Below are 17,314 nucleotides of genomic sequence, written 5' to 3' on the forward strand. Positions count from 1 at the left end.
GGCCTCAGTGGCCGGAACCTCGCCCATCGGGGTTCTCCGCTCGTGCCGGCTCGCGTCGGAATGCATCCCACCAGTGCCGTTGTCGAGTCGGTGCAGCCCCGTCGTAGGCATTGCGGCCGGGCACGCACAGCTCCACTTCGGTCCCGCGCCCGATCGCGCTGCGGACGTCCAGCTGCCCACCGACGATGGCGGCGCGCTCTCGCATGCCCGGCAACCCGAAGTGGCTGGCCGGCTGATGACCCGCGGCCGTCGCCGCTTCGATGCCTTTGCCATCATCGACGACCGTCACCCGGAATTGCCGCGCGCCGTAGTACAGCGTGACGGTGATCTGCCGTGCATCGGCGTGGCGGAAGCTGTTGCGAAGCGCTTCGCCGGCAATGCGCCATGCCTCTTCACGCACCAGCGGGTACAAGCTGCGCGACGGGCCATCGACCGCGACGTGGACGACGGGCGCGACGCCTGCCGCGTGGGCCTTGGTCAATTCGGCGCCGACCGCAGCGATCGCCTCGGCCAGGTCGTTGACCTCGACGGTCGAGGCACGCAGGCCCTGCACGGCATCGCGCCCCTCGGCGATCGCCGACTCTGCATGCTCAAGGCCGAGCTCGATCCGCTGCTTCGCCTCGAGTGGCCGCTCCGGCAGCACGTTCATGGCCGAACGGAACCACAGCAGCGACGCCTGGTACGTCTGCAGCAAGGTGTCGTGCAGCTCGCGCGCAATGCGTCCGCGCTCGCCGAGCCGCGCATACAGGGCGATCTCGAATCGGCGGTGCAACTGGCGCACGCGCAGGCGGTATGCGAGCCACAGCGCCAGGAGCAGCCATGCGGCCACCAGGGTCCGGAAATACCAGGTCGCATACCAAGGTGGCGGAACGCGGATCCGCAGCGTGCTCTCGCTCCAGTCTCCGCGGGCGCCGCGAGCCTGGACCCGAAGCGTGTACTGCCCCGCCGGCAGCATGGTGTAGGTCGCGCTGCGCCGGGCGCTGTCGGTCTCGTTCCATTTCGCTTCGAAGCCGTCGAGCCGGTACCGGTAGCGCGTGCGCTGCGGATCGACGTAGTTCAAGGCGGCGAAGTCGAACGACACGATGCTGTCGAATTCCAGCTCCAGCGACGCCGTGGACCAGATGGGCTGCTTCAGCGGCGCGCTTCCAGGTAGTACCGGCTCGCCGAACAAGCGCAAGTCGGTCAGGTACACCGGCACCTCGCGCTTGCGTTCGACGACCTGCCGGGGGAAAAACGCCACCAGCCCCTTCTGCGAGCCGAAGAACAACTCCCCGGTCGAGCTTTGGGCGGCCACCGCCGGTGCGGCGAAGCGATCGATCAACAGGCCATCCGACGCCTGGTAGTTCGTGAAGGTCCCGGCGCGCGGATCGAAACGCGACAGCCCGTTCGGCGTACTCAGCCACAAGCGCCCGTCGTCTTCCTCCAGAATGCTGAGGACCGAGTCCGCTGGAAGGCCGGCGCGCGAGTCGTACGACTTGAAGGTCCCGTCGCGGGGATCGAGCCTGCCCAGGCCGCGGAACGTCGCGGCCCAGACCGTCCCCGCACGGTCGACGTGAACCGCATTGACACGGTTGTGGCCGGGCGGACGCGCGGCGCGAAGCTGCGCATCGAAGACCGTGAAACCGCCGGTGCGCGGATCGAAACGGTGCACGCCGCGTGATGATGTCGCCAGCCACAGCGCACCGCTCGCATCCTCCGAGATCCAGCGGTACTGGACCAGGCCCTTCGGTTGCGGACTGAAGGTCGAGAACTGTTGCGTCTGCGGCTCCCAGCGGCTCAGGCCGAAATCCGTACCGACCCATACGTTGCCGGCTCGATCGACCCGCAACGCGGTCACCCGGTCGTGGCTCAGCGAACGTGGATCAGATGCATCGTGGGTGTAGGTCGTGTACCGCCCCGACCGGGGATCGAGGCGAGCGAGGCCGTTGCCATACGTGCCGAACCACAGATTGCCGGAGAGGTCCTTCGCGATCGCCCTGACACCTCGCGCGAAGACGGGCAGGTCGACCTGCGTGACCTCGTCCGTCTTGCGGTCCACACGGTTCAAGCCTCGATCCGTGCCGATCCACAGCGTGTCGGGATCCTCCGCGTACGCCGCCGTCACCGCGCCTTTGCCGAGGCTGTGCGGCACCGCCTGCTGGTGGCGGTACGACCGGAAACGCGGACGCTCGGAGTCGAAGCGGTAGACGGCACCCGACTTGGTCGTTGACCAGAAACTTCCGTCGCGGTCCCTGAACAGAGCGACGACGAGGTCGTCGCGCAAGCCATCCGGATCGTCGGGGTTGCTCTGGTACCAGATCGCCTGCCTGCGGTCCGGCGTCAGCTTCACGAGGCCGAGCTTGTTGGTGCCCAGCCAGAGCGCCCCGTCGTGATCTTCCTGGATCGACACGACGCCCGAGGACGCGTTCGGTGCCAGTCCGCCATCCTTGAACGCATAGACCGTGACCTTGCCGCTGGCGACATCGACCGAGGCCAGGTCGCCGCCGGAGGACAGGCCGATCCACAGCGTCCCTCTGCTGTCTTGAAAGGGCTTGGAGGGAAAGCCGGTGCAGACGAACTTCTGCCCGGAATACATCTCGAGCCGGATGTGGCGGGTGACCTTGCCCGAGCGCCGATCCAGCGTGAAGAGCCCATCGCTGCTGGTGACCCACAGCGTGCCGTCGCCCAGGGGCAGCGTCGCGATGACGCGCGTTTCGCCGACCCCAGGCGTATAGCGCGGCCGATGACACGTCGTCTTTGACGTGGCCGGGTCCAGGGCCGTCACGCCATCGTCTGTCGCCAGCCAGATCACCCCCTCCTGGTCCTCGACGATGTCGTGGGCGATCCTGACGGTGCCGCAGGCCTCGTTGGACGACCGGTACTGCATGAAGCTGCCGGCCGCGGGGTCGTACCGGTTGAGCGAGTCGTCGGCGCCGATCCACAACCGCCCCGCGCGGTCGGTCGCCATCGAGTGGGCGATGACATAGCCCACGCCGTCCGCGCTGCGGCGATCCGGAACCTTCATGAAGTCGTAGCCGTCGTAGCGCTGCAGCCCGTCCTCGGCGCTCAGCCAGAGGAAGCCGTACCGGTCCTGCACCATTCGTTGCACCCCCAGCGTGGCAGGTGGCGGCGGCAGCCGGTGAAACTGGACCGGTGCGCCCACGACGAGCGCAACCTCGACGACATGGATGTCCTGCGCCCGAGCGAACCCGCAGGTCGCGAGCGCGGCAAGAACGAAGTACAGCGCAACGAAGTGACGGCTCCATCTCTTCATACACCGCGTGCCTTCCCGCCTCGCAGCATCAAGGCCTGATTCTATGGCTCGCGCTCGACGCGCGACATCAGCGGATCGCGGGAGTACAGTAGCCCCGCAGCGGCCTTTTCATGGTCCCCTCCAGGAAGACTTTGCCCAGCGAGATTGGCGAATGACCGACGACCTGACCCGCATTCGGATTCTCTGCGTCGATGATCACCCGATCGTGCGCCAAGGCATCGCAACGCTGCTGTCGGTCGAGCCGGACATGGCCCTCGTGGCAGACGCGGCGGACGGGCGCGAAGCGATCCAGCAGTTCCGCAGTCACCGGCCCGACGTCACGCTCATGGACCTTCAGATGCCCGGGATGGGCGGTCTGGACGCCATCGGCACCATTCGGGCCGAGTTCCCCGACGCGCAGATCATCGTGCTCACCACCTACGCCGACGACGCCCAGGCGCAGCGCGCATTGCAGGCCGGCGCCTGCGGCTACCTTCTGAAGAACGCCTTGCACAAGGAGTTGCTCGCCGCCATACGCGCCGTGCGGTCGGGCCGCAGGGTGCTTCCCTCTGAAGGTTCACTGGAGCTGGCCGGGCAGATCACGCACGACGCCCTCTCGCCGGGAGAGATCAGCCTCTTGCGATTCATTGCGCAGGGCAACGCCTGCCCGGCCATCGCCCGGGCACTGGGACTCAGCGAAGAGACGGTCGAAGGCCAGGTCCACGGCATCCTGTCGAAGCTGGACGCGCAGGACCATGCGCAGACCGAGACGGCGCAACTTCATCGCGGAATGGTCCAGACCGAGCGTGATGCCCGGCATGCCGCCGAGGCAGCCAACCGCGCCAAGAGCGAGTTCCTCGTCAGCATGAGCCACGAATTGCGCACGCCGTTGAATGGCGTCCTCGGCTACGCGCAATTGTTGAGCCGGGACCAGGGCCTGAGCCCGCGGCAAGCGCGCGGCCTGGACGTGATCCAGCAAAGCGGAAAGCACCTGCTGGGCCTGATCAACGACATCCTCGACCTGGCCCGCATCGAGGCCGGCCGCACGGAGCTGAATCTGGAGCCGGTGACCCTGTCCGACTTCCTGCAGGAGGTGGTGAACCTGATGCAGGTGAAGGCCGACGAGAAGCACTTGGCTTTCGTGTTCGATGCCGGTGAGGGCCTGCCGGAGGCGGTGCTGGCCGACAAGCGCCAACTGCGACAGGTGCTGCTGAACCTGTTGGGCAACGCGATCAAGTTCACCGACCAGGGCACGGTCACATTGCACGCCGGTGCCAGGCCCACGGGTGCGGCGCAGGTGCTGTTGCAGCTGGACGTGGAGGACACGGGCGTGGGAATGCACGCCCACGAACTGGAGCGCATCTTCGAGCCCTTCGAGCAGGTGGGCGATGCCCAGCGCCGCAGCGGCGGCACCGGGCTGGGCCTGACCATCACCCGTGCGCTGGTGAAGGACATGGGCGGGCAGGTGCAGGTCAGCAGCGAGTTCGGCCGCGGCACCCGTTTCCAGGTCGAGCTGCCGATGACGGTGGCACCGCCCGCGAAGTCCGGCCCGCGCAAGGTGCCCGGTGCGGTGCGCTACCAAGGACCGCAGCGACGGGTGCTGGTGGTCGACGACATTGCGTCAAACCGCGCGCTGATGTGCGACTTCCTCACCAACGCCGGGTTCGAAGTGGCCGAGGCGAGCGACGGCGGCCAGATGCTCCAGACCACCCGTTCCTTCCGGCCGGACCTGATCCTGATGGACAGCGTGATGCAGCCGGTCGACGGCTTGGAGGCCACGCGCAGGTTGCGGCGCGATGCCGATCTGGCCGGGGTGCCCGTGATCGCGATCTCGGCCGCCGCCACCACCGAGCACCGGGCAGCCTGCCTGCAGGCGGGTGTCAACGTCGTCCTGGTCAAGCCCGTCTCGCTGGACACGCTGCAGGCACACATTGGAGAGCAGCTGGGCCTGCAATGGATCGAACTGAACCCGGTCGCTGATTGAGCCGCTGCGCTGGGCTCAGCGCGCGAAGCGGGATCGAAAGCTGCCCGGGGTCGTACCGACCTGCCGCATGAAGGTGCGGGTCAGCTGGCTCTGGTCGCAAAACCCGCATTGCAGCGCCACCTCAGCCAGTGGCAGTCCTTGGCGGATCAACACCTTCGCCTGTTCGACGCGCCGGTGCAGCAGGTACTGGTGGGGTGATCGTCCGGTCGCTTCGCGAAAGGCACGGGAGAAATGGCGGATGCCCAGGCCGGCCGCATCGGCAAGCTCCTGCAGCGACAGAGGGCCGGCAAAGCGGGCCTCGATGCAGTCGATCGCACGGTCGCGCGCCTGCGCGGACAGGCCGTTGACCTTGGGCGCCACCGGCCCGCACAGATGTGCAACCAGCGCAGCGATCAGCGAATCGCCCACCAGCGCTCCGGCGGGGCTGCCTTGCGCCACGTCGGCCTGCAGCGCGTCGAAGATCAGCTCCAGCATGGGCGCTCGCACGGGCGCATCGTGGCCCATGCCGGCCAGGGAACGATCGTGGCCGGTCACCTGCGCGACTTGCTGGGGCGCGATGAAGAGAAACTGCGCCCGGCCGCCGCCACGCCAGTGGTAGCGCTGCTCATCGCCGCAGCGCCAGACGGAGAACCCGGCCGGCATCTCCTGCCAGGTGCGCCGCCCGAGCGTGCGGCGTCCCTGGCGGTGCATGCCGCGCACGACGCAGTAACGCTCATGCCCGTGGTCGACGACGCCTTCCGGCGCCCCGAGGATGTCGGTGAAGAAGGCGCCCTGCCAGCCCACCCGCGTGCTGTCGAGCAGGAAGCTCGGCATGACCGAGACGGAGTACAGCCCCAGGGGGCCGGGAAGCGGAGCGATGGGCATGGCGGCGTCGAAGCTGCCCCATCGTAGTCACGCCGGCGAGCCGGCCGCATCGGTGGAAGTCCTTCCTGCGCAGGAACATCGCACGTCCGGATTCGACAAATCCTGTCGATCGCGACAAGACGAGCCCGCCCGTCCCCACCTAGATTGCTCCGTGCCGGCCGTGCAGACACACGGCACGGCGACTGGACACGCAACACACAGGAGACAGACATGAACAAGCGCGCGAGCCTCTCGCTCGTCGTGGCGGCCAGCGTGGTCGCGGCATGCGGCGGCGGCAACGATGCACCGGCCACCCTCGCCTGCACCGACCTCACCACCGCCAGGCTCAACATCCAGAACCTGCAGGTCGCCAGCGCCGTCGAGGTGGCCGCCTCGGGCGCACTGCCGGCGCACTGCAAGGTGAACGGATCATTGAATGCGCGCACCGGCATCGACGGCAAGCCGTACGCGATCGGCTTCGAGCTGCGCACGCCGCTGCCGGCGGCCTGGAACGGCAAGTTCTTCTTCCAGGGAGGAGGAGGCACCAACGGTGTCATCGTCCCGGCCACCGGCAACCTGCTCAATGCGCCCACCGGCACGGCCCTGGAGCGCGGCTATGCGGTCGCCAGCACGGACGGTGGCCACGGCACTGGCCAGTCGGACGTCTCGTTCGGCGTGGATCCGCAGGCGCGCAGCGACTACGGCTACCACGCCGTGGGCCAGGTGACCGTGGTGGCCAAGAAGATCGTGCAGGCGCGATTCGGCCAGTTGCCGGCCCGCTCGTACCTGCTCGGCTGCTCCAACGGCGGGCGTGACGCCATGGTCGCGAGCTCCCGTTTCGCCGACCAGTTCGATGGCTACGTGGCTGGCAACCCCGGCTTCAACCTCCCGAAGGCGGCGATCGCCGAGCAGTGGGACACGCAGCAGTTCATGTCCGCTGCAGCGCCCGGCCAATTGCCCAAGGACGCCTTTCCCGCCTCGGCCATGAACCTCGTGGCGCAGAAGATCCTGGCCAAGTGCGATGCGCTGGACGGCGTGGCCGATGGCATGGTCAACGACCGCGCGGCCTGCCAGGCCGCCTTCAGCATCGCCAACGACGTGCCGACCTGCGCCGGCACCCCCGATGCGAGCTGTCTCACCGCGGCGCAGAAGACGGCGCTGCAGAACATCTTCGGCGGCGCGCGCGACAGCGCCAACCACGCGCTGTACGCGAGCTGGCCGCTGGATCCGGGCGTCTCGGGGCAGAACTGGCGCTTCTGGAAGCTCGATGCCGGCTTCGCGCCACTGCCGTTCAACACCTTGATCGGCGCCGGCGCGATGGGCTATGTGTTTTCGTCGCCGCCCGACGCGCCGAGCCTCGCAGACGGCGGCCTGGGCTACCAGCTCGGCTTCAGCATGGACACCGCGGCAGCGAAGATCGCCGCCACGACGGCGACCTACAAGGAGTCCGCCCTCGAGTTCATGACGCCACCGAATCCGACGCAGCTGACCACGCTGAAAGCCCGCGGCAAGCTGATCGTCGTGCACGGCACGGCCGACCCGGTGTTCTCGCCCAACGACACCATGGCCTGGTACGACGCACTGAAAGCCGCGGATGCCAGTGCGCCGAACTACGCGCGCCTGTTCCTCGTGCCCGGCATGAACCACTGCAGCGGCGGCCCGGCGACGGATCGCTTCGACATGTTGACGGCGCTGGAGAACTGGGTCGAGAAAGGCACGGCACCTGATGCCGTGCGCGCCACCGTGAACGCGTCCGATCCGGACGTGGTCGCCGCCGGCTGGCCGGCCACGCGCAGCCGGCCGCTGTGCGCCTACCCCAAGCAGGCCATGCTCAAGGCCGGCGCCACCGACACCGAGGACGCCGCCAGCTTCGAGTGCCGCTAGCGAGTGCCGATGCGCGCCTTGAGCGCCGTCGCCAGGTCGTGGTCGGGATCCTGGTCGAGGACCACGTCGAGGATCTGCAGGGCGTCGTTCCCGCGGTGTTCTTCGGCGGCGCGAGACGCGAGGTCCAGCATCTGCATCGTCCAGGCGCCCTCGTCCACCGATGGCGCGTGCACCTGCGTGGCGCCGGCATGCAGCCGCACCAGCCTGGCGGCCAGTCGCCGGCCGAGTGCCGTCGGCGACCGGTCCTGCAGGCTGCCTTCGTTGCGGCCGGCCGGCGAGACCAGCACGTACTCGAGCACCAAGGTGTCGTCGCGACGCACGAGGCGGGCGAACAGGACGTGCGTGTCGGGGTGTCGGGCACCGATGGCCGCCGCCAGCACTTCGGGCGTCGCGGCAGCGGCACCGTCGACGCAGGCCTGCACCTCCGCGGCAGACATGCGCTTGAGCTGCGCGTGCATGGCCAGCGTGTAACCAATGACTTCCAGGGGGCAGGCCCAATCAGGATCGGGACCCGTTGGACCCGGCTTCCCTGTTGGCAGCGGCACGACGGCCAGCGGGCGCTCATGCGCCGGATGCAGGTCCGACAACAGCGCCGCGGCGGGGTCGTCGTCGGGCTGCGCATGCGCATCGGCCAGCAGGCGGTAGCCCTTGCCGTAGAGGGTCTGAATGCGCGCCGCGTGCGTCTTGCTGCGCCGCATCGCCTGGCGGATCTTGGCGATCGCCTGCGCCACCAGTTCCGGCGACCCGGCGGCCTTGTGCCACACCGTGTCCAGCAGCTCGTCCTGCGTCACCACGCGATGGCGGTTGTGGTACAGGTGGACGAGCACGTCGAACGGCGTCGGCGAGATGGCCTGACGCCGCCCGTCGACCCACAGTTCACGGCGCTCCATGTCGAGAAGGCACTGGGCGAAACGGTACTGCCGGCGCATCTCGGCATTGGGCGGCGCCAGCGGCTTCGGAGGCTCGCGCTGTGCGTCGCCGGGCGCCGCTGACAGCTCCTGCCCCAGCCGCCGGAACAGGGGCAGCGCGGCCGGCGCGGTGTCCAGCCGCGCCAGCAGCGCCCGCGTCTCCGGTTCCTGCTGGCGCCGGCGAGCCAGCAAAGCGCGCGGGTACAGCAGGTTCGCGGTGGTGGTCTCGTCCTGCAGGTGCGCCTGGGCCTCGGCGCGCTCGAGCTCCGCCTGCGCGGCAGCCAGGCGCCCGCTGAGCACAAGGGCCTCCACGAGCCAGGGCAGCAGCGGAGCCTCGGCTGCGCGGTTGCCGCGGCGGCGGCACTCGGTGGCCGATTGCAGGAAACAGTCGGCCGCCTCGTCGACGCGGCCGGCCGCCATGGCGGCGTGGCCGTGGGCCTGCCAGATGAAGCCATCGTCCTGCACCGCGGCCGGCTGGGGCAGCAGCGACAGCAGCTCGGCGGCAGCATCGGGGCGGTCTTGCAGGCGATGGAGCAGGCAGTGGATGTTGGCCACGGTGCTCAGCAGGCTCAGGTCGGCCTCGATCGCCAGCGCGGTGGCGGTCGCCTCTTCGGCGCACTCCCGCGCCTCCTCCAGCCTGTCCGCGTAGACCAGTTCGCCCGCGAGGTTGAGGCACACGCTGGCGAGCGCCGTGTTGGCATGGAGCCGGCGAGCGACTTTCACGAGCTTTCGGTTCCACCGGATGGACTGCTCGGCATGGCCGGACAACGAGCTCATGATCGCCCGCAGCCACAGCACGGTCAGCAGCCCCCAGTGGCTGCCGATGCGCGTGAAGATCGCCTGCGCCTCGTCCAGGCGTGCCGCAACGGAATGCAGCTCGCCGAGGCGGCATTCGACGGATGCGAGCAGCGTCAAGGTCTGCCCCTGCCAATGCGGCGGCATGCAGCCGCGACCCAGCATGAGGGCTTGCTGGAAGCTCTGCGCCGCCTCGCGCAACTGGCCTTTCACGTGGTGCAGCGTTCCCATGCATTGCCGCGCTTGCGCTTCGAGCCCCTCGGCCCGGTCGCGTCTCGCGGCGTCCAGCAGCCGTGCGGCGGTGACCAGTGCATCGTCGCTGCCGCACAAGGCCTGGGCGCGCAGCAGCTCCAGCTCGAGCCGAGGAAACCCCGGGTCCAGTCGCCGTAGCAGGTCCAGGGCCCGCAGCGCGGCCGCGTGGCGGTTGATGGCGACGCAGTGCTTGGCACGGGCGAACAACTCGATCGACTGCAAGGAGTGCCCGTGCAAACCGTGGGTCGAGTCGTGGGGCTTGTCGTCTCCGAGCAGCGTCTGCTGCAATGTCTTGATGGCTGGAAGCACGAGGCCTGCAGGCGTGGCGGCGCGGATCGCAATGACGGTCTTCCTGTCGTGGTCGTGGATCTGCAGATCGAGCGCGAGTTCGCTGCCTGCAAGACTCAATGAACCCAGCACCGCATGGCGAGCACCGGCGGCGCGCAGCAGCTGCAGCATGCGCAAGTGCTCCTGCGGCCAGGAGGTCGGCAGTGACTGCGCATCCTGGACGTGGAGGCGTCCATCCATCGACAGCCCGTGCGCAATGCAAGCGGCCAGGCCATTCGCCGCCCAGTGCAGGCCGGGCTGTCCGGTGTGATCGCGCAAGGGGCCGATGATCAGCGAGGGGACAAGCTCGCGCGGCATGCCAGCCGCGGCATGCGCGGCGCCCTGCGCGGAGGGCAAGTCGAAGATGTAGCCCACGCGCGGGATCGAGCGGATGATCGGCTGCGGCCCGTCGTCGCCGATGGCCCGCCGGGCCACGCGCACCGCCTGCCGCAGCGCGTCTTCGGTGGCCGTGCCCTCGGGGCGCAGCGCGGCCAGCAGCTCTTCCTTCGTGACCACGCGATGGCGAAGGCGGGCCAGTTTCTCCAGCACCCGCCAGGCCCGCGGCTCGATCTTCACCGGCTCCCCATCGCGAAGCACATGTCCCCGAAGCAGGTCGAGCGATCCGCCCGGCAGTGTGATGAGAAGCTCGCTCATGGCGTCAGTGGCGGACCTGGTCTTTGGCAGAAGGCGGAGAACACTGAATTGTTGCGCAAACGTATCGTTGTCCTTGCGCCTGTCATCCGTCACAACTCGATCATGAATGCGCCCGGGTGCTTGTCGACACTGCGGCGCCATGAACATCGCCCACCTCTCATTGCGCCGGCACGCCGGCACCACGCCATCGCACGCGTGGCTCTGCCTGTTGGCTTTCGTCGTGGCACTGCTCGTGGGCTGCGGCGGCGGCAGCGGCGCCGCGTCGTCGGACACACCGGCGACGCCGGCCACCGTTCCAGGCGCGCCTGCAGGTGTCACGGTGACCGCGGGCGACCATGAGGCGACGATCCGCTGGAACGCCGTGGCCGGAGCAACGTCCTACAACGTCTACCGCTCCACGACCCAGGGCGCGCAAGGCACGAAGATGGGATCGAGCGCGACGACGAGCTACGTCGACGCCACGGCCACCAATGGCACGACCTACTACTACGTGGTCACGGCAAGCAACGCCGCCGGCGAGGGCGCCGCATCCGCGGCCTCCGCAGGTGCGACGCCGAATGTCCCGGTCGTGGTGCCAGTGGCACCGACCGGGGTCAACGCCGTCGCGGGGGATTCCGTCGTGACGCTGACCTGGACAGCGGCCGCATCGGCAACCACCTACAGCGTCTATCGATCGACGACCCAAGGCTCGCAGGGCAGCGTGGTAGGCACGAGTTCGACGCCAGGCTACAGCGATCGTGCGGTGGCCAACGGCACGACCTACTACTACCAGGTCACGGCCGTGAATGCGGCCGGAGAGAGCACACCTTCCACGCAGTCGGCTGGTGCGACACCGGCGGCCCCGGTGGCCCAGGGCACGACCTGGTCCAGTGCCAAGTTCGGCGGCGGCGGCTATGTCACCGGCCTCGTCTTCCATCCGACGTCTGCGAACCTGCTGTACGCCCGCACCGACGTCGGCGGAGCCTACCGCTGGAACCAGGCCACCTCGTCATGGCTGCCCATCACCGACGGGTTCACCGCGGCCGAGGGCTTCCAGCACGGTGTCGAGAGCATCGCGCTGGATCCGACCAACGACCGGCTCGTCTACATCGTCACCGGCATGTACGCCTCGACAGACGCCACCGCCCGGCTGTACATCTCCAGCGACCGCGGAGACCACTGGACGCATGTGGACCTTCCGTTCTCGGCGGGTGCGAACAACCTCGGCCGCGCGATTGGCGAGCGCCTGTCGGTCGACCCCAACAAGCCCTCGACGCTGTTCTTCGGCTCACGCACGGCCGGGCTGTGGAAGAGCACCGACTCGGGCCGCACCTGGGCACAGGTGACGTCGCTGTCGAGCGCCAAGCTGAGCTCCGATCAGCTCAATGCCCTGGGCGGCCAGGCGATGGGCGTGGAACTGGTCGTGTTCGACACGGGGACCCTGGGCGGCGGAAACGCGACCCCGACCCTCTACACGGCGATCGCGCCCGACTACGTCAATGCCGCGGGCCTGAGCTCGAACCTCTACAAGTCCACCGACGGCGGTGCCTCGTGGGCGCCGGTGTCGACACCGGTGTCGGGCTATCACGTGCCGCACATCGTGCGCGCCGCGGATGGACTGTTCTATGTGCTCTTCACCAAGGGCAAGGGCCCGGGCGATGGTGGTCCCGCGCGCCTGTACAAGTTCGACGGCAACAACTGGACCCTGCTCAACAGCAACGACTCCGCCGGCTACGGTGGCATCTCTGTCCAAGGCAGCGGCTCGACGGCGCGCATCGCCCTCGGCGTCAGCGGCACCTGGGGCGAGTACAGCGGCAAGCAGGTCGTTCAGCTGTCGGACAACGGCGGCCAGACCTGGCGCGAGATCGAAGCGGGCATGCCAGGGCAAGGCGCCTCGGGCTGGGTCGACGATGTCGAGATCGATCCGTCGAACCGCGATCACATCCTGCACGTCCACGGCGGCGGCATCGTCGAGACACGCAACGCCTCCTCGGCGACGCCGACCTGGAACAACTCGGTCGTTGGCCTGGAGGAGACCTGCACGCTGGGCCTGAGGACACCGCCGGCCGGCGCGCCGTACTTCTTCATCAACAGTTCGGGTGACGTCGGCACCTGGGTGCACACCAACCTCGCGACGACGCCCACGCTGAGCCCCTACAAGCAGTGGAACAGCGGCAACTCCGCCGACATGGCCTGGTCCGATCCGAACTACATCGCCGCAGGCGGCGTCGTCAATGGCTCCGCCACGGCGGGCGGCACGGGCTACTGGTCCGGCGACGGAGGCCAGAGTTGGGCGACCTTTGCCGCGCTGCCTTCGGGCGCCGCAACCAACACGAGCGAGGCGTCGAACCTCGCCGTGACGGCCCGCAACAAGGTGGTCTGGGCGCCGGCGGATTCGGTGCCCTCCTACAGCACCGACAACGGTGCCACCTGGACGGCCACCAACCTGCCTGCGCTCGCTGTGCAGAATGGCGTGGCCCGCAGCTACCGCCTGGTCGCGGACCGAAAGAACCCGAACAAGGTCTATGCCTACGACTCGGGCGGCGCCTGGTGGACCTACACCGGGGCCAAGGTCTATGTCTCGACGGACGGCGGCCACAACTTCACGCTCAGCCAGGGCTCGGTGTCGGCCAACATGCGCTTCGCGCCGTGGGGGTCCTCGTCGATGGCGGTGAACCCCAACGTCGAGGGGGACCTCTGGGTGGCCGACGGCCTGGCCGTCTACCACTCGGTGGATTCCGGCGCGACCTGGACCAAGCTGAACAACTTCGCGCCGATCTGGAACGGGCGCAACGATTGGCTCGGGCCCGAAGTGTCGGGCGCCAGCATCGTGGCGCTGGGCAAGCCGAAGGCAGGCTCCACGTACTCGGCCGCGGTCTACGTGGTGGGCGTGATCAACAGCGTGTGGGGTGTGTGGCGCTCGGACGATGGCGGCGCCACCTGGGTGCGCCACAACGACGACGCCCACCAGTACGCCGGCGTCGGCGTGATGGCCGCTGACCAGAACACCTATGGGCGAATCTACGTCGGCGGCACCTGCCGGGGCGTGCTGTACAGCAACTGAATGCGCACCGACCCCATGTCGACCTTGACTCCTGCCCGCCCCTGGCCTCTTGCTGCGACCCTGTGTTCTGCCGTCCTGGCTGCATGCGGGGGCGGGTCGAACGGTTCGGACGGGGCAGGATCGCCTGCGCCTGCGCCTGCACCTGCACCTGCACCTGCACCTGCACCTGCACCTGCACCTGCACCCGCGCCCCCGCCGGCTGCAAGCATCACGTGGCCCGATCCCGCACCCATTGCCTGGGGCACGGCACTCAGCACGGCGCAGCTCAACGCCAGATCGAACGTCGCGGGATCGTTCAGCTATTCGCCGGCCGCTGGAGCGAAGCCTGAAGTCGGCGTTCAGCAGTTGTCGGTCACGTTCACCCCGCAGGACAAGACAAAGAACTCGCCGAGCACGGTCACGCGGGCGCTGACGGTCAACAAGGCCGAGCCGCCGGTGCGATGGGACATCCCCTCGGCTGTACTCCAAGGTTCCACGCTGACGGCTGCGCAGCTCACGACGAAGCCGTACGCGCTCTACGGCATCCGCGGAACGGCCGATGCGGCCTCCTACACCACGGCGGACGGCAAGCCGCTGAGTGCCGCCACGACGAGCGTCGCCGGGTCGGCGATCCTCCAGGCCACCTTCGTTCCCACGGACAGTGCGCACTACAGGTCGGCGAGCGCGAGCACGGTCTTGACCATCCAGCCTGCCGCGAACACGGCCGCCATCCACTTCGACGTTCCGAAGCAAACCATCCGCGGCTTCGGCGGATCAGCCGCCTGGTACTACAGCAAGATGTCGGATCATCGGCTGAACGTGCTGTTCGGCACCAGCCTGTCCGACAGCCTCGGCCTGAGCATCCTTCGCCTGCGGATCGCGCCCGCCGACTGGAACACGTCCACGCAGAGCGCCGACACGAACCAGTGGTCCGCCGAGCTGGACAACGGCGCGGCGGCGCAGGCGCGCGGCGCCATCGTCTTCGCTTCTCCATGGTCGCCCCCGGCGAGCATGAAGATCGTCAACGCGGACCGCAGCAATCCGCAGTACAGCGGGCGCCTCGATCCAGCGAAGTACGCCGACTACGCCAAGTACCTGAACGCCTACGTCCGCTATGCGGCCACCCGCAAGGTGGATCTCTATGCGGTCTCGCTTCAGAACGAGCCGGACTGGGATCCGCAAACCTACGAATCCTGTCTTTGGAGCCCGGAAGAAATGAAGGCCTGGGTTGGCGACCACGGCGGTGCCGCCATCGCCGGCACCACCACCAAGCTCTTGGCGGCCGAGTCCTTCTACTACTCGCAGGCCACCACCGACACGCTGCTGGCAGACCCCAAGGCGGCCGGCAACATCGGCATCGTGGGGGGGCACCTCTACGGAAGCACGCCGAGCTACTCCGCATCGGCAGCAAGGCTGGGCAAGGAAGTCTGGATGACCGAGCACTTCCTGGACTCGGTCAACAAGTCCGACGCCAAGACCTCGTGGCCGACCAGCATCGACGATGCGATTGCGATTGCGAAGGAAATCCACGATGGCCTGACGCTGTCGCAGTACAACGCCTACGTCCATTGGTGGCTCGTCAACTCCAACGACGCCACGCCGACCGGCTTGATCGGCACGAGCGACGCATTGACCTATTTCGGCCTGGGCATGAAGCACTTCTCGTATTTCATTCGCCCGGGCTATGTGCGCTACGACAGCACGGCGCTCCCGCAAAAGGGCGTTCGCGTGTCATCGTTCGGAACGGCTCCCGGCACCAGCGACAGCAAGGTGGTGGTGGTGCTCGTGAACGAGAACGACGCCGAGGTCACCCTCACCGCGTCGGTCGCGCCTGCGGGCCGTGCGCTGACCAGCTTGACGCCGTACCGCACCACCGCAACCGCCGCGTTCGAGCGGCAGCCGGCCATCGGTGTCAGCGCCACCGCGTTCTCCGTCCTGCTTCCGGCCAAGAGCATCACGACCTTGGTGAACTGAAAGCTGAAAGGCCGGCGAGGCCGGCCTTTCAGTTCCAGCAACCGCCTTCAGGGCGGGAACGGCGCCGGGTTCGACAAGTAGGCCTGGAACATCCTCGCGAACTGCCCGCCATCGGTCTGGATGCTCGCCGAGGTGCTGCCGCCGCCGCTGAACACGATGGCGAACACGCCGTTGGTGGTGTACTGCGTCGGATGCGTGAGCATGTAGTGGACGCGGTTGTCCCGGTAGTGGTTGGGCGTGCCGGCGGGCGTTGAAGACGGCACGCCCAGGGGCGTCTGCCAGAACAGCATCGGCAGGTTGCCCATGATGCGACGCGTGTCCTTCCACAGCGCGAGGTTCTCGTTGAAGTTCGGCGTCGCAACGTTGTCCTCGTCCCAGTAGAACGGTCCGCTGCCGCGCCCCGCGCATTCGGCGACCGGGGTCGGGACTTCGAAGCAGCCGGCATCGCGATCGCTCGTCTGCGCCACGATGAAGTCGGCCTTGTCCGCACCGAGCTTCACCATGAGGTTGCCGACCGTGGTCGCATCACGGCCCCAGTGGGACGGAGGAAAGCCGATCTTCGCCTTGGGTGCGTAGGTGCGCCCGAGCGTCAACAGGCACTTGGCGATGCCCACCGCGTTGTCGGGCAGGCCAGCGCATTCGGCCACGCTGCTCACGCGCGCCGGCATCTTCGCCGGATCACCGCCGGGTGCCGAGGTCAGGACGTAGCCCCAGAAATCCGGCTCGAGGTTGACCAGCGCGGGTTGGCCGGTGGCGCCGATCTTCTGGTACATCAGCTTGGCCTGCGCCCAGTAAGGGTCCATGAAGCTGGCGTCGGTGATGCCGCTGAGGTTCCCGTCGCCCCTGGATGCCATCTGGTACAGCGTGAACATGGGCACTGCGCCGTAGGCCCTCACGTTCGCGGAGACATAGGTGACGTAGGCGCCATCGGGACTGTTCCAGGTCGGCCAGGAACCGCTGCCCACACCGACAAGGTAGGTGTCGATGATGTCCACCTGGATCTGCTGGCTCTTCATGTCCGAGATCGAGTTGCCGGCGCCCAGGCCACCAAGAAGACGATTGGGCATGCCAAGGGCTGCGGTGATCGGCGGTGCAGGTGCAGGTGCAGGTGCAGGTGCCGGCGCAGGTGCAGGCGCAGGCGCAGGTGCAGGTGCAGGCGCAGGCGCAGGCGCAGGCGCAGGTGCAGGTGCAGGTGCAGGTGCAGGTGCAGGTGCAGGTGCAGGTGCAGGTGCAGGTGCAGGTGCAGGTGCAGGTGCAGGTGCAGGTGCAGGTGCAGGTGCAGGCGCAGGCGCAGGCGCAGGTGCTCCCGAGGGATCGGAGTTGCCGCCTCCACCGCCGCAAGCCGCGAGGAGCGCGGCCAGCGAAACACAAAGTACAGACTGCGGAATGTCAGTGCCCGGGAGGCGATTCGTTACTGCCATGTTCAGGTCGTTCGTGGC

9 protein-coding genes are annotated in these 17,314 nt (G+C 68.2%); 4 read left to right on the forward strand and 5 right to left on the reverse strand.

Annotated features, from left to right (window positions below):
- Positions 1-4 precede the first annotated feature (4 nt).
- Positions 5-3,253, reverse strand: coding sequence for a sensor histidine kinase (locus DZC73_RS08470; protein ID WP_124539797.1), 3,249 nt, complete (start codon positions 3,251-3,253; stop codon positions 5-7).
- Between the two features lie 151 nt (positions 3,254-3,404).
- Here DZC73_RS08470 and DZC73_RS08475 point away from each other — a divergent pair, with 151 nt between their 5' ends.
- On the forward strand, positions 3,405-5,216 hold the full coding sequence (locus DZC73_RS08475; RefSeq protein WP_161974502.1) for a response regulator: 1,812 nt from the start codon (positions 3,405-3,407) through the stop codon (positions 5,214-5,216).
- 15 nt (positions 5,217-5,231) lie between these two features.
- Here DZC73_RS08475 and DZC73_RS08480 read toward each other — a convergent pair whose 3' ends face one another.
- A complete protein-coding gene (locus DZC73_RS08480; protein ID WP_124539799.1) occupies positions 5,232-6,080 on the reverse strand; it encodes an AraC family transcriptional regulator in 849 nt (282 codons plus the stop codon).
- A gap of 210 nt (positions 6,081-6,290) precedes the next feature.
- On the opposite strand from DZC73_RS08480, the gene DZC73_RS08485 reads away from it, so the two are divergent.
- Positions 6,291-7,943: a tannase/feruloyl esterase family alpha/beta hydrolase gene (locus DZC73_RS08485; protein ID WP_124539800.1), complete on the forward strand. Its 1,653-nt coding sequence runs from the start codon at positions 6,291-6,293 to the stop codon at positions 7,941-7,943.
- Here DZC73_RS08485 and DZC73_RS08490 read toward each other — a convergent pair.
- Positions 7,940-10,879, reverse strand: coding sequence for a winged helix-turn-helix domain-containing protein (locus DZC73_RS08490; RefSeq protein WP_161974503.1), 2,940 nt, complete (start codon positions 10,877-10,879; stop codon positions 7,940-7,942). The genes DZC73_RS08485 and DZC73_RS08490 overlap by 4 nt on opposite strands.
- A gap of 139 nt (positions 10,880-11,018) precedes the next feature.
- Here DZC73_RS08490 and DZC73_RS08495 point away from each other — a divergent pair, with 139 nt between their 5' ends.
- Together DZC73_RS08495 and DZC73_RS08505 are read left to right on the forward strand one after the other, a co-directional pair.
- On the forward strand, positions 11,019-13,922 hold the full coding sequence (locus tag DZC73_RS08495; RefSeq protein ID WP_198414808.1) for a dockerin: 2,904 nt from the start codon (positions 11,019-11,021) through the stop codon (positions 13,920-13,922).
- A 345-nt stretch (positions 13,923-14,267) separates the two neighbouring features.
- Positions 14,268-15,875: a glycoside hydrolase gene (locus tag DZC73_RS08505; RefSeq protein ID WP_124539803.1), complete on the forward strand. Its 1,608-nt coding sequence runs from the start codon at positions 14,268-14,270 to the stop codon at positions 15,873-15,875.
- A gap of 47 nt (positions 15,876-15,922) precedes the next feature.
- On the opposite strand, the gene DZC73_RS29535 is transcribed toward DZC73_RS08505, so the two are convergent.
- Positions 15,923-16,942 (reverse strand): hypothetical protein, encoded by a 1,020-nt coding sequence (locus DZC73_RS29535; RefSeq protein ID WP_161974504.1) that lies wholly within the window; start codon positions 16,940-16,942, stop codon positions 15,923-15,925.
- Positions 16,888-17,208 (reverse strand): hypothetical protein, encoded by a 321-nt coding sequence (locus tag DZC73_RS29970; RefSeq protein ID WP_161974505.1) that lies wholly within the window; start codon positions 17,206-17,208, stop codon positions 16,888-16,890. Before DZC73_RS29970 ends, DZC73_RS29535 begins: the two co-directional genes overlap by 55 nt.
- Positions 17,209-17,314: the final 106 nt, after the last annotated feature.

The organism is Rhizobacter terrae, assembly GCF_003852895.1.
Taxonomy (GTDB): domain Bacteria; phylum Pseudomonadota; class Gammaproteobacteria; order Burkholderiales; family Burkholderiaceae_C; genus Albitalea; species Albitalea terrae.

Coding starts and splice junctions, on each gene's coding strand:
- DZC73_RS08470 (WP_124539797.1), bottom strand. CDS start 3,253: ATGAAGAGATGGAGCCGTCACTTCGTTGCGCTGTACTTCGTTCTTGCC.
- DZC73_RS08475 (WP_161974502.1), top strand. CDS start 3,405: ATGACCGACGACCTGACCCGCATTCGGATTCTCTGCGTCGATGATCAC.
- DZC73_RS08480 (WP_124539799.1), bottom strand. CDS start 6,080: ATGCCCATCGCTCCGCTTCCCGGCCCCCTGGGGCTGTACTCCGTCTCG.
- DZC73_RS08485 (WP_124539800.1), top strand. CDS start 6,291: ATGAACAAGCGCGCGAGCCTCTCGCTCGTCGTGGCGGCCAGCGTGGTC.
- DZC73_RS08490 (WP_161974503.1), bottom strand. CDS start 10,879: ATGAGCGAGCTTCTCATCACACTGCCGGGCGGATCGCTCGACCTGCTT.
- DZC73_RS08495 (WP_198414808.1), top strand. CDS start 11,019: ATGAACATCGCCCACCTCTCATTGCGCCGGCACGCCGGCACCACGCCA.
- DZC73_RS29535 (WP_161974504.1), bottom strand. CDS start 16,942: ATGCCCAATCGTCTTCTTGGTGGCCTGGGCGCCGGCAACTCGATCTCG.